This is a genomic window from Streptomyces nidicola (assembly GCF_050106155.1).
Lineage (GTDB): Bacteria > Actinomycetota > Actinomycetes > Streptomycetales > Streptomycetaceae > Streptomyces.
Genome location: NZ_JBNBPI010000001.1, coordinates 8,523,787 through 8,537,161 on the forward strand (window position 1 = coordinate 8,523,787; position 13,375 = coordinate 8,537,161).

Genomic DNA, 13,375 nt, shown 5'->3' on the forward strand with positions numbered 1-13,375 from the left:
GAACTCCGCCGTCCACGCGCACCATGTCCCCAACCGCACGTCGGCAAGGGGAGTTGGTGAAAGCGTGAGTCGCTTTGGACATGGTCGCGCGGAGAGGTCCCGGATGGGGCCCGGTGTCGCGCTGGCCGTCGTCGCGGTGAGCACGTTGTTGTCGATGAGCGTGTGGTTCTCCGCATCGTTCGTGCTGCCGCAGTTGAAGGAGGAGTGGGGGCTGAGTGCGGGGTCCGGGGCGTTGTTGACCGTCGCCGTGCAACTCGGGTTCGTCGTGGGAGCGGTGTCGTCGGCGATGTCCGGGCTGGCCGACCGGGTGGCCAATCGCCTTCTGATGTGCGGTGGTGCGCTGGGTGCCGCGGTGGCCAATCTCGGGGTGCTGATCGCCGACGGGCTGTGGTCGGCTGTCGTGCTGCGGCTGCTCACCGGATTCTTCCTCGCGGCGGTGTATCCGCCCGCGCTCAAGGAGACCGCGACGTGGTTCCGCGCAGGGCGGGGCAAGGCGCTGGGCGTCATGATCGGCGCGCTCACCGTCGGCTCGGCGCTGCCCCATGCCGTGAACGCCGCGGGAGGCGTGGACTGGCATCTCGTCATCGCGGTGACATCCCTGATGGGCGCGTGCGGGGGCGTGCTCGCCCTCTCCCTGCGGTCGCCCGGCCCCTACCCGTTCCCGCGGCGCCGGGTCACCGTCGGCGGCGCCCTGCGGTCGTTGCGCAACCGCGATGTCGTGCTCGCCGACCTCGGGTACGTGGGGCACATGTGGGAGCTGTACGCGATGTGGGGCACGGCAGCGTCGCTGCTGGCGAGTGTGCCGGTGGTCGAGGAGTCGGGCCGGACGGACGCGCTTGCCTCCACCATCGCCTTCGTGTGCATCGGAGTCGGCGCGTTCGGGTGCCTCGTGGGAGGGGTGCTCGGCGACCGGTGGGGACGTGCCTCCGCCGCACGGATCTGCCTCGTCTGTTCCGGTGGGGCCGCGCTGTTGCTCGCTGTTGGTGTCGACGCGATGCCGTCGGGCCTCGTCATCGCGGTGTGTGTCTTCTGGGGGTTCTGGGTGGTGGCCGACTCCGCCCAGTTCTCGGCGCTGGTCACCGAGCGGGCCGACCCCGACTACGTGGGCGGGGCCCTGTCGTTGCAGCTCGCGCTCGGCTACTCGACCACCGCGGTCACCCTGTGGGGCGTCCCCGTGCTGGTCGAGCACACGTCGTGGCGGGTCGCGCTGCTGGTGCTCGTGGTGGGGCCCGTCGTGGGGGTGGTGGCCATGAGCCGGTCGATTCTCAGGGATCGGCGCGCGGCGGCGGTGGCTTGAGTTCCGTGCGCGCCCACTGGTCCGCGCCTGCCGACTGTTCCGTATCCGCCGCTCGCAGCGCCCGCAGCAGCCGGCCCCCTGACGCCGCCGCGGCCGTGCGCTCCTCGGCGCGCGGTCCCTTGGGCCGTAGGGCAAGTGCCTCGGAAACCGCTCGGGTGCCGACGCGGCGGGCCCGGTACTCGCCCGGGCACGTCAGGAACGCCAGCGCCGCCGCCGCGAACACACCGGGCACGTGGGACAGGCCGGAGGGTATCCCCGCCAGGAGGCGGTCGGCATGCATCTGAGTGACCGGCGCCGAGGGCAGCAGGTCCGGGAGGCGGCGGCAGGCGAATTGCGGGTAGCCGTCGCCGAGGAAGGCCGCCACCACCTCCGTCGAGGAGGGGTCGTGGCCGTCCGCCAAGACCTCGGCGATCGGCGCGGGCCATGTCTTCGGGCGCTCGTGACCGGCCAGGTCCAGGGCGGCGCGGCAGATCCGGAGGCGAGTGCCGAGGGGCGGGTGGGGCGACAACTCCTGTGTGTCACCCGCCGGTTCGGGTTCCACCAGCGTGCCCACGACGTCCGCGAGCACCGCGGGGTACGCCACCCCGCAGGCCAGGCTCGCGCACACGTCCGCGAACACCTCACCGATCCACGCCTCGGGCAGCGAAGTCCCCGCGAGGCGCACGGCAAGAGTCTCCGTCAGGCCGAAGTCGTCCTCGATGTGATGGCCGACCTCATGCGCGACGGTGAGCACGGCGGGCACATGCGAGCCGTAGTACCAGGGCACGTCGATCACCGGAAACGGCAGGCTGCGCACCAGCTCGACGCCCGCGCGCGTGTGCATCCCGCCGCGCGGCAACAGGTCGCGGTACTGGCCCCCGCGCCGGTGCGCACGCGGCGCCGGATCCCGACTGAAGGACACGAGTGGCGGTTCCTTGGGCCGCGCGTCCCCGGTCGCGAGTGCCGCGTTCAGCGGGCCCTCGTAGCACGCCCAGGCGAGTTCGTCCGCGGCGTCGAGGTAGCCGCGGTACTCGTCGAGCCTGCGCAGCGCGAACTTCGAACGGAAGTAGTCCCAGACGTGGTGCAGGTCCAGGACGAGGACCGGCAGGCCCGCCGCGTCGGAACCCGTGGCCAGCTCGGCGCGCGCCGCCGCTATGCCCTCGTTCAACATCACCTCCACCGAACGGAGTTGGCTGCGGTGCTTCTCCAGCGGCGCCCTACTCAGGGTGGCCTTCTCGTCGACCGCGAGCCTGCGCCACGCGGCCAGTTCGTCGCCCAGCCCGTCGAGCAGCGACTCCAGCTCCGCCGGCGGTGTCACGACTGGCCCATCGGGCAGCGCAGCAGCGCGGAGGACGCCGCGAACAACGCCGTCGCCCGGAGCGCGTCCGCGTTGGTCTCGAACGCGGTGCCCCGGTCCTCCGGTCCCGTACCGGCCGCCGTGCGCATGCCGCGTACCGCGTGCGCCACCGAGGACTCGTCGGACAGCGCCTGGTAGAAGGCGATGACATGCTCCAGACCGCCGTCGGGGAACAGGCCCGTGCACACGACCGCCGGGCAGTCGCCGAGCCGGAACAGCTGCGCCGCGAAGAGGTTGCGCAGCGCCAGTTGGACATGGAGGTCCACTTCTGAACCGGGGCACGGCGGGTCGAGCACGACCAGCGGCGTGCGGCCCGGCTCGAACCCGGCCAGCCAGCGGGCCAGTTGACTCGGGAAGACGTCCGAGCCGAGCGCCTTGCTCTCCAGCCGACGGGCATGGCCGGGCGGCGAGAACTCGAGATACGGCATCCCGTCGCGCTGCCGCAGCGGGGCGGCGACGTGCAGGACGTCCGTGCCGTCCGGAGGCGACGTCAGACGCTCGGCGAGATCGGGCACCGAGTCGATCACGACCAGCTTGACCGGGAAGCGGCGCTGCTGGAGGTGGAGGCGGCGCTGCCAGTACGACAGCGGCACCACTCGCTCCTCCTGCTTCGTGCTGAGTACCAGGACCTTGCGAGGGCCCGGCTCGCGTGTCTCGTCCCGTTGCAGCGCGCGCCTGGTCTCCGGGCTGACGAGCGGCCAACCCGCCGCCGGGCCCCCTGGCTGGATGCGCAGCAGTGCCTTGCGGGTCTCCGGTCCCACGAGCCCGTCCACGTCGAGACGCACGCCGAGTTGCCGGTTCATGCGCAGTTGCAGCCAGCGCACGTCGATGTGGCGGGCCGCGGCGGGCAGCGTGCGGTACATGACCGGCTGTTCGTCGTCGTCCGCCGCGTCCAGTGCGTGTTGCAGAGTCATCTCCCAGGGCAGCGCGTGCGCCGTCGGGTCGTCGGACTCCAGCCGGGCGAACCTCAGCCGGCGCAGCGAGGGCCTGCTCAGGGCGGCGCGCAGCAGCCACTCGTCGGCGTGCCAGGCCGCCAGCTTCGCCGGGTGCGGCGAGGCCTCGTCGTCCACCGGGTCGATGTCCGGGCGCCGGCGCAGCGCAAGCGTCCGCTCGCCCGGCCGGTCCTGGAAGAGGCGCAGATCGTCCTGGCGGTCCGTATCGCGCATCACCGGCCAGCTGAGGCTGAGCAGGAGGTCCTCGACTCGCTCCGGCACACCGTCGACCTGGACGCGCCGCGCGCACTCCGTCAGCGTCATCGGCAGACTGGTCTGGATGATGCCGGTGTGCGAGGCCAGTGCGACGGCCCGGTTGAAGGCCTGCACCGCCGCGGCGCGGTCCGGTTCGATCCCGGCGAGCAGCACCAGCGCGGCGAGCGCGAGCCGGGCGTGCGGAACGCGCGGCGCGTCGCTCGGCACGGGGCGTGCCTGCTCCCACGGCACCCGGCGCAGCAGTCGCACGGCGAGCTCCCGGTGGCCGAGGCGCGCGGCGATGCGCGCGCACCGCCAGACGATGAGCCGGTTCCCGCCCGCCCCCTCGACGAGGCTCTCCACCGCCCGGTTCAGCCGCGCGGGATCGTCGTCGCCGACCTGCGCGATCAGGAGCCTGGCCAGCGCCTGGTCGGGATTGTCGCCGTCGTCCGTCATCTCGTAGAAGGGGCGCAACAGCGGCCACGGGACCCGGTGTTCGAGTGCCGGGTTGTCGACGAGGTCGCGCAGGGTGGCCAGGCGCGCCTGGGCGGGCCGCACCTCGCCCAGCGCTGTCGCCAGTTGCCGCACATGCTCACCGGGTTCCTGGTCCTCCGTCAGATCCGCTATACGGCACAGCACTTGCAGGGGACGGACGAGCGCGGGCAGCTCCCCGTACGGCACGGGCATGCCTTCGACGGACGTCACGCCGTGCGTGCGCCTCGCCCATTCGCGGGCGAGGAGGTGTAGTCGGAGCGCGAACTCCGGTTCCTGGCCCGGGGATTCCTTGGGCTCAAGGAGACGGTGGGCCGACGTGAAGTCCATGCAGTCGCGCAACAGGAAGCGGGCGAACAGATAGTGGCACTCGGGTTCGCCCGTCAGATAGCCGAGTTCGGACCACAGTCCCGCCGCGCTCGTGAACCAGTCGTTGGCGTCGGAGAGCTCCTGGAGCTCTCCGAGGGCCACGCCGCGCAGTTGGGCGTTCTGCGCGAGGTGCCGGTAGCGCTCGGCGCCCTGCAGCTGCCCCGCGGCGATGTCGGCCCGGTGGATCGCGGTGAGCGCCGGTTCCTCCCGGCCGAGCAGCAGCTGCGCCTTGGCCTGCAACCGCGCCTTGTCCGCCTGCTCCGCCGGCGTGGTGACACGCGCCGCGTCGAGCACACCGAGGGCCAGCTCCGCGCGGCGGCAGCGCAGCAGCAGCCCGGCCCGCTGGGCGATGGCCTGGAACGTGGGCTGCCCGGCCTCCTCGAGGAGCTCGGCGGCCTGCGCGTACAGCTCGATGGCCCGGCCCACGTCGCCCATCAGCCGGCGCTGCGCCGCCTCCTCCGAAGCGGCGGTCGCCGCGACGCCCCGCTGGCCTATCTCCCGCGCGAAGACGACGACTTGGTGGTACGCCGCCGCCGTGTCCTCGGAGCGCAGCAGGCGCAGTTGCGCGGCGCGGATGCTCAGCGCCCACAGCCGTTCGAGCGAGGGAAGCTCCGCGCGGGCCAGCACACACTGGTCGAGCAGGTGCACCGCGTCCCCCGCGTTCCCGCCGAGGCCCAGCATCGCGGCCCGTACGACGTCCTCGCGCACCGAGTGCGGCCGGTCCTCCGTGCTGATGCCGCCCTGCGCGAACAGCTCGTCGGCGCGCTTCAGATGCAGTTCGATCTCGGCCCACACGTGGTCGTGTGCCTCCGAGGGGGTGCCCTCCGCCATGGCCTCGCGGAACTGGGCGTAGGCGATGTTCAGATGGGCCTCCGCCATCAGGGAGAAGGAGATGATCGTGCCGCCGCGTACCTGGCGGGGAGCCTCGCGGTCCACGTACTCGTCACCGAGTATCTCCTCGGCGAGACCGCGCAGTTGGTCGGTGTTCCCGCCCGCCCAGGCACGCTCCATCGCGCTGCGCCAGCGCCGGGGCGCCCGCGGATCGCGCATCTGGAAGCGGTGGTAGAGGGACTCGCGCAGATACCAGGCCCAGTTCTCCGGATCGCTCTCCCCGGCGTCGGCGGCCCGCTGCTCGAAGCGCTGGGCGAAGTCCCGATGCAGCTCGGTGAAAACGTTCTTGTCGGAGATGAGGTCCCGCATCGGGCCGAGGACCACGCTGTGGAAGACCACGCATTCCTCGTCGCCGGGCACCTCGCTGATCCAGGAGGAGCCGCCCGCGTACTGGAGCAGCTTCTCCCAGGCGTCGTCGAGGCGCTCCCGGTCCGGCGGCGGGACGGGCGGGAAGACCGTTCCCTCGTCGTGCAGTTGATGCGCGTCGGTCAGCGGATCGTCCGCCGCCTGCGCGGCCCCGGAGGTCATCCGCTTCTCCAGATGGGGGCGCAGAATGTCGTGCACGTGCTCACGGCGCAAGCGCCGCGGGATCACTCCGTACCGCACCAGCCACAGCACGACCGGGTCCTCGATACGCCGCAGCACCCGCTTGACGAGGTAGCGGACGAGCGGATCGCGCAGGCTGCCCAGCTCCTCCGCGGTGACCTCGGGGTTCTGGTCGGTGACATCCGCGAAGAGCGCGAGATGGAACGGCATGCCGGAGCTGCGGCGCACGATGATCTCCCGCAGCTCCGAGTGCTGGACATCGCGTACCTCGCGCAGATAGCGGTGCGCCTCGTCGGGGGTGAACTGCCGCACCTGTACGTTCTCGTAGTCTCCCAGCGAGGCGAGCGCCTGGCCGTGCCCGATGCTCAGATCGTGGCGGCCGGAGAGGATCAGCCGCAGCGCCGGGCAGGCGCGCACGGTCTCGCCGAGCAGGCGCAGCAGACCGTCCGTGTGCGAGGCGCTGCGCAGCACGACCTCTTCGAGTGTGTCCACCACGAGGAGCGCGGGCCGCTGGGTGCCGAAGCTCTGGTTGAACCGGGAGGTGAAGGCGTCGACGACCTCGCGCCCGATACGGGTCTCGTCCTGCGAACGGATGCCGCGGGCCGCCTCGGCGGCGGACCGCGAGGTGGGGCGGCGCAGCAGGGAGCGGTAGGCGGCGTACTTGTCGAGTCCGGTGAACACCCGCTGCGGCAGCCGCTGTTCGAGCTGCTCGGCCGCCTCCAGGAGGAGCAGCCAGGGCCAGTGTGCCGCGTTCAGCGGGTCGACGACGTCGAAGTCGATCCGGGCGCAATTGATGTCCGCTTCGGCGGTGACCGCCTTCCGGGACACCAGCCAGCGCAGCTGCATGGTCTTGCCGGTGCCGCCCGTGCCGTGCATCTGCCACACACGCGGGCCCTGCGTGGACAACAGCCTCCTGGCCCGCTCCCACAGGCCGTCCGGCTCGAGGAACTGGGCACAACGTGCGTAGTCCGCGGCCCAGTACGTGCGGGCCCGCAGATAGCCGCCGCGGTCATCGGCCAGCTTGAGGAGCGGGCGGGGGCCGATCCCCGCCCGGTCCGGATCCGCCAGTACGTCGACGAGGTCCTGGCAGCGCGTGAAATCACGCTTGGTGTCACTCGCCAGGAACAGGTCGTCGAAGAGTGCGGCGGCGGCTTCCGGATCGGCGAGCATCAAATGCCGAAGCCGCTCGGTCGGCCTGCCCCGCGCACGCCAGTGCTCGCTCAACAGCCATTCGAGTTCGATGAGTTGCTTGGGGTACGGAGGACTGTTGGTCTCCTCCAGCCAGGGGATCAGATGGGCGGGCCGGTCCGCGTCCGGGACCTGGTACCACATCCGGTGGCCGGGAACCTCCTCCACGGCGCCGCGCTCCAGCAGCGTGGTGAGACCGGGCGGGGTGCCACCCACGAACTCTCGGAGGACCGCGTACGTCTCCTCGTCGAAGAGCCGCGCGACGGCCGCCACCTTGAGCGTGTCGGTCCACTCCGGGGGCAGCAGGGCGCGCCGGATGTCGTCCAGGGCCTCGCCCTGGCCGAGCCGGTCGGCGAGTTCGGTGAACGCGGCCGCGAGACGCTCGTCCGAATCGGACATCAGCCCGCCTCCCTCATGCCACCCATGTCGAGCCACGTGTCCAGGACCCGCTGGTACATGCCGACGTGGAAGGACTGCTGATTGCCCTTCAGGCCGTTCATGCCGTCCAGAAGCGCCTCGAAGTCCTGGAAGCGCTGGCGCCGCAGGTTCTGGTTCTCGTGCCGCTGGCGTTCCCAGAACTCCCTGGCCAGCCGCTTGTAGTGGGGCTGTTGGAGGTTTGTCAGGACCACGGGGAGCCCGCCATGAACTTCTGCAGATGCGGGAACCCCGGCCAGCTGTGGGGAGCCACGGTCAGAATGCGCAGCGGGAAATCGCTGTCGGCTTCTTGCACGGGACCCAGCAGCAACGGCAGAAGGGCAGCGCTGAAATCGGACTCGCTGATCCTTTGTACGTTGTCGATGGCCAGCAGATGGGGGCGGCGACGGGCCACGGCCCGGCTCCGCAGGGTGTTCAGGAAGGCACTGAAGATCTCGGCCCTGCGGGCCTCGGCGTGCCGGTCGGCGTCCACATTGAAGGCGTGGCCGAGGTCGAACGCGGGGGACGGCATCCCCTCGGCCCACCGCGGGCCGCCCTGGGCGGCGAGATTGAGCACCTGGTTGAACCTGGCGAATTCCGTGACGTGCATGGCGTTGGGCTGATGCTTGTCGTCCGTGCACGCCTCGCGCAGCGCCCGCAGTACGGCGAGCCAGTCCAGGGTCACCGGCTCGTCGCGGTCGCACCCGCCCGCGTAGTCGGCGAGGTCGGCGTACGTGATGTCCTCGCCGCGCAGCATGCACGTGAGCAGGCACCACTTGGCGAGCCAGGTCTTGCCGGACTTCTGCTGTGCGGAGGTGATGGCGAGGAGGCGCTCCGGCGGGTCCGTGCTCTCGGGCGGCTCCCACCAGCCGGTACGGCGTTCCTTGGCCTGCCCCACGAACATCGCGAGCTCGGTGAACGGCCAACTCTTGTTCAGCCGGGTCAGTTCGGGTTCCGGGTGGCCGAACTTCACCCGCACCACGTCGCGTGGGTCCTCGACGCCGCACTGGAGGACCGGCAACGCCCACGAGGGGCCGTTCGAGTCGTCGATGTGCAGATGGTTGCGGGCCGCGGTGACGGCCGTGTCGATCGGCTGGGCGTCGGCCAGGGCCTGGTACAGGGAATGGGAGAACTCGGCGGCGGCCGGCGAGTCGATGTCGGCCTGCATGGCCACCACCGCCAGGGAGCCCCGTTCCAGACACGTCTCGATCAGATCCGCGAACTCGGCGGCCGGCGCGTGTGCCTGCCGGCAGGCGTTGAGCACCACGAGTCGCGGCTTCCAGGAGGCATAGAGGTGATCCATCTGTTCCGGCCCGAGCGTCCAACTCTCCTCCGGCGCTTCCCAGTCCGGGTCCGGGGAGCCGAGCGCGGGCTGTGTGGCATTGAAGTGGAGCCCTCCTGTGTCCCCGGCGACCGCGCGCATGCCGTGCCCGATGAAGTGCAGTACATGCGGCCGGACATGGCTCACTTCGGCGATCAGTTCACGCAGGCTCGGACCGTCGATCACCTCGGTGTGCACCCGGCCCGGCAACTGTGTGAGCGCCGCGCCGATCATCGCCAGCTCCTGGTCGGCGAGGAGGCGGCGGTCGCTCGGATTGCACACCACCAGCAGTACTCGCAGGGGCCCCCGCTCCGGAGGGCTCTCCGTGGAGGTGCCGACGCGCCGCCCGCGGCGCAGCAGTACAAGGTTGTTGCGCGACCACGCCTGCCGCCTGTCGCGCATCAACTCCCAGGGCAGTTGGGCGAGCGTCGCGGACTCGATGTCCACCCTGACGTGCAGTGGGTCCTGCTCGGACGCCTCTTCCTGCAGCTCCGCCCAGCGGCCGGCGGGCGCCGCGTCGAACACCGCTCGGTACAAGCGCAGTCCGATGTCGGCCCGCTGCTGCGGGGGAGCCCCGGATTCGAGGGCCGCGGTGAATGTGGAGGCCTTGTCGCCGGTCGGGTCGTGTGCGACCGCGACCAGCTCGTCGCCCAGCACCCACTCGAAGTCATTTGTGTTCGTGTGTAGTTGAACCAGGTCATCGGTGATGCGAATAACTGCGTCGGTCATGGCCGGCCCCCCGAAAGTCCTGCCGTGTGCTGTTGTGCTTGGTGGCTCGCGTGTGCTTGGTGGCTTGGGTGTTCTTGGTGGCTTGCGCCTAGAGCCCTTCCCCCGGCTCCAGGTGATCCAAGTCCTGTGCCTGCTCCACGTGTTCGACGACGGCCCCCGCCTCGTGCCGGGCCTCGTCCAGCAGCAGCGGAGGAACGGGACCCGCGGCGAGACCACGGCCCGGTTGCGGTGTGCCGTACTCCTCCCTGACGCGGTTCAGCCAGGTCTTGCGGACCCGGGCCACCCGGTAGCAGGGGGTGAGGTTCGTTCCTGTCCAGTTCAGGCCCAGCCGGCTCGACGTGCTGAAGGCGCCGCGCCCCGCGAGGTCGACCAGCTGCAACGACCCCGGGCCGACCGCCCCTTCGAGGCGCAGCTCGGCGCTGGCGCCCGCCCGGTCGGCGACGAGCACGGTGCCGGCGCGGGCGGCGATGACATCGGAGACGACGAGCAGGTCCGGGTCCCAGTCACCCCGCCACAGCCGCCGGACCAGGGAATCGGCCAGCTCCGCGAGGTCCGCGAGGCCCGACTGTTCGAGACCGGTGTAGACGATCAGGGCGCTGTGCTCGTCCTGGAACTGCACCAGCGCGCCGGCCTCGGCGGCCGCCACTGTCGAGAATCCGTCCGCCGCGACCCCCGCGGCCTTGAAAATCACGGCGACGGTGCCCCCTGCGTCGTACGTGATGTCACCCGGAGCGCCCGCGGGTCCCGGCTTCACCTCGATGCCCCGGTCCGCGAGGCTGCCCGCGGCGACCGAGCCGGTGCGGTGCAGCTTGCGTACCTCGCCGACCTTCACGCGCTCCGTCAACGGCCACGTCAACCACCAGCCGCGGTAGACGTCGTTGAGCGCCTTCCGGTACGCCTCGTATGAACCCTTGGCCATAGCCGCTCCCCCTTGCCCCCGTGAGAATGCGGCGCCTTTTTTGGAGGCTAGCAGCGGTTCCGTTCCCGGGCGCCGGGCCGAACGGCCCCTGCTTTCGGGGTGGTTGGAGCCCGGCGCGAGGAGCCCGGCCCCCTCCGAACAGGGGCTCGCATCAGGGGTGTGACGGTGCCCCTGGAGTCCCGGGAGCTGCGGTTCGTACGGAGACGGCGGTAGGTGGCCGGGACGGGCGGGCGTAGCGCGAACCCGCCCGTCCAGGGCGGTCCTGGAGGGCCTGTCGCTTGGATCAGGCCCTGCTAGCAGTCCGAGAGGGAGTCCCGCTTCGTGTCCGGAGTGCCTGCCGCGCGGCGGGGTGACGGGGGAGTGGCCGACCGGCCACCGGGCCGGAGCGTCAGGGCCGCCGCGATCGCCGTCGCCGCCGCCATCACGAGGAAGCCGGCGGAGAACGTGGCCACTTGGGCCGCGAGGCCCAGCAGGAGCGAGCCGAGACCGGTGCCCGCGTCGAAGCCGATGTTCCAGGCGACGGAGGTGGTGTGTCGGTGCTCGACGCCCGCACGGTTGAGCGCCTGCACGAGGGTGAGACTCTGCAACCCTCCGTACGCCGCCCCCAGCAGCAGGAGCCCGGCCAGCAGGGCGGGAAGGACGGCAGGATCGGAACGCACGGCCCAGGCGACGAGGACGAGGCCGGCGCACGCCGCAAGCAGCAGGCCGAAGTTGAGCGGCCGTGCACTGATCCTGTCCGCCAGGACGCCGCAGCCCCAACGAGTCACCGCCGCGGTCGCCGTGAAGGTGATCAGCGCCCCGGCGGCCGCCCCCGGTGTGCCGGCGAACTGCGGGGTGAAGGTCAGGATCGCACCCCCGGCCACCGTCACGAGCAGCAGCACGATCACCGGCATCAGGATGCGCCGCAGGGTGGCGGCCGTCGCCGTACGGGGAGAGGAAGAGCCGGGAGTGGAGGGGCCGGGAGCGGGGGTGTCGGCGTGGGCGTCGTCGAGGGCGCGTCCCAGGGCTGGGGTGAAGGGCAGGGCGAGCACGGGAAGGATGCCGCACGCGAGGATCGAGGGCAGGGCGAACGCCGCGACGAGGGCCGGCGCCGCGGGGGTCAGCACCACCTGGGGGAGCGCGATCGACAGGCCGTACACACCGATGGCCGCGCCCTGACGTCCGCGCGGGGCCAGGGCCGCCACGGCGGTGGCCCCGCACACGGTCATGATGCCGAAGCCCGCGCCGCGCAGCGCCGTGGTGGCGAGGATCGGCCACAGGTTGTCACTGAGGGCCTGCAGGGGCGCGGGCAGACCGAGCAGCAGGGCGCCGAGGGCGAACGTGCGCGCCCATCCCAGCTTGCGCAGGGTGGCCTTGACGCAGAGCTGGGATGCGACCGTCATGGTCATCAGGACGGCGGTGACGAGTCCGGCGCCGAACTCGTCGGCCCCTCCGTCCAGGGCCCACTGAGGGGACACGGGCAGCAGCAGCGCGAACCCCGAGAAGCAGCAGAGCACCACCGTCATCAGGGGCGGGACGCCGGGCGACCGTATGACGGACGGCCTCGTTCCCTTGACGGACGGGCTCGTTCCTTCAGCCATGCAACTCAGTCCTCTTTTCCGTCGTGTACGTCGTGTACGTCGTGTACGTCGTGTACGTCGGGTACCTCGGGTCCGCCGGGCCGGCGGGACAAGGACGAGCGTAGTTCTGCCGAAGGAATCTGTGGTGGGTCAGGGTTCAATACATCTTGACCATTACGTAGACACGGCATCTCGTCCGTTACGTCGGCGATCCGGCGGATCGGGCGGCGCGACGCACCGACCACACACCGGCCAGGACGATCAACGCGGCCGCCCCCAGCTGGCGTCCCGTCAACTCCTCACGCAGCAGTACGAAACCGATGCCGGCCGCCACGGCGGGGCTCAGCGCGAGCAGCACACCGAAGGCGCGGGCGTCGATGCGCCGCAGCACCGTCATGTCCAGCGAGTACGGGATCAGCGAGGACAACAGCGCCACGAGCAGCCCGGTGAGCAGGACGGAAGGGTGGGCCGCCACCCGGTCACCATCGGTGACGGCGGTGACCGGGGTCAGCACGCAGGCGCCGACCGCCAGCGCCAGCGTCAGCCCCGTCCAGTCGGGGAACAGCCGCCCGACCCGCCGGCTCAGGACCACATACCCGGCCCGGCACACCGCGGCGGCGCCTCCCAGGAGAAGCCCGGCGGCGGGCAGCGAGGCGCCGGGGGCCGCCAGCAGCAGGACGCCCGCCAGGGCCAGCAACGCCACCACGAGGTGCTCGATCCGGCGGGACAGGGCGATCGACAAGGTCAGCGGGCCGAGCAGTTCGAGCGTTGCGGCCACGCCGATCGGGAGCCGGCTGATGGCCTGGAAGTACGCCAGGTTCATGGCCGCGAGGACCAGGCCGAGCGCGACGGCCGCTCGCCACTGCGCGGCCGAGATCCCCCGCAGCCGCGGCCGGACGAGCAGCCACAGGACCGCGGCGGCGAAGCACAGCCGCATACCGGCCAGCGCCGTGGGCCCCGCGGACACGTACGCGCCCTTGGCGACCGCGGAACCCACCTGGAGGCCGGCGATCTGGGCCAGCATCATCAGCGCCGGTGCCGTCGCGGCTCCCTGCGATCGCGCTCGGGGATCCTCCGCTGCCACGCCCATCGGGGTCCTCCACATCGTCGGCGCTGTTCGCGCCCCA

The 13,375-nt window shown here is 71.5% G+C and carries 8 protein-coding genes; 1 reads left to right on the forward strand and 7 read right to left on the reverse strand.

Annotated features, from left to right (window positions below; translation table 11 throughout):
• Positions 1-103 precede the first annotated feature (103 nt).
• Positions 104-1,297, forward strand: a complete 1,194-nt coding sequence (locus ACOKM3_RS38555; protein WP_426905925.1) for an MFS transporter — start codon at positions 104-106, stop codon at positions 1,295-1,297.
• Here the strand turns inward: ACOKM3_RS38555 and ACOKM3_RS38560 are convergent.
• The 7 genes from ACOKM3_RS38560 to ACOKM3_RS38590 all read right to left on the reverse strand — a co-directional run bounded on the left by ACOKM3_RS38560 (position 1,266) and on the right by ACOKM3_RS38590 (position 13,338).
• The gene (locus ACOKM3_RS38560; RefSeq protein ID WP_426905927.1) at positions 1,266-2,594 is read right to left on the reverse strand and encodes a hypothetical protein; all 1,329 of its coding nucleotides are present in this window, start codon (positions 2,592-2,594) and stop codon (positions 1,266-1,268) included. The two genes, ACOKM3_RS38555 and ACOKM3_RS38560, sit on opposite strands and share 32 nt — an antisense overlap.
• Positions 2,591-7,705, reverse strand: coding sequence for a hypothetical protein (locus ACOKM3_RS38565; RefSeq protein ID WP_426905929.1), 5,115 nt, complete (start codon positions 7,703-7,705; stop codon positions 2,591-2,593). Before ACOKM3_RS38565 ends, ACOKM3_RS38560 begins: the two co-directional genes overlap by 4 nt.
• A complete protein-coding gene (locus tag ACOKM3_RS38570; RefSeq protein WP_426905931.1) occupies positions 7,705-7,935 on the reverse strand; it encodes a hypothetical protein in 231 nt (76 codons plus the stop codon). Before ACOKM3_RS38570 ends, ACOKM3_RS38565 begins: the two co-directional genes overlap by 1 nt.
• Entirely contained in the window at positions 7,926-9,770 is a 1,845-nt protein-coding gene (locus ACOKM3_RS38575; RefSeq protein ID WP_426905933.1) for a CHAT domain-containing protein, read from the reverse strand. Before ACOKM3_RS38575 ends, ACOKM3_RS38570 begins: the two co-directional genes overlap by 10 nt.
• A gap of 88 nt (positions 9,771-9,858) precedes the next feature.
• Entirely contained in the window at positions 9,859-10,689 is an 831-nt protein-coding gene (locus ACOKM3_RS38580) for a hypothetical protein (RefSeq protein WP_426905935.1), read from the reverse strand.
• Positions 10,690-10,982: 293 nt separating this feature from the next.
• Positions 10,983-12,269, reverse strand: a complete 1,287-nt coding sequence (locus tag ACOKM3_RS38585; RefSeq protein WP_426905936.1) for an MFS transporter — start codon at positions 12,267-12,269, stop codon at positions 10,983-10,985.
• Positions 12,270-12,447: 178 nt separating this feature from the next.
• Positions 12,448-13,338: an EamA family transporter gene (locus ACOKM3_RS38590; protein WP_426905937.1), complete on the reverse strand. Its 891-nt coding sequence runs from the start codon at positions 13,336-13,338 to the stop codon at positions 12,448-12,450.
• Positions 13,339-13,375 lie beyond the last annotated feature (37 nt).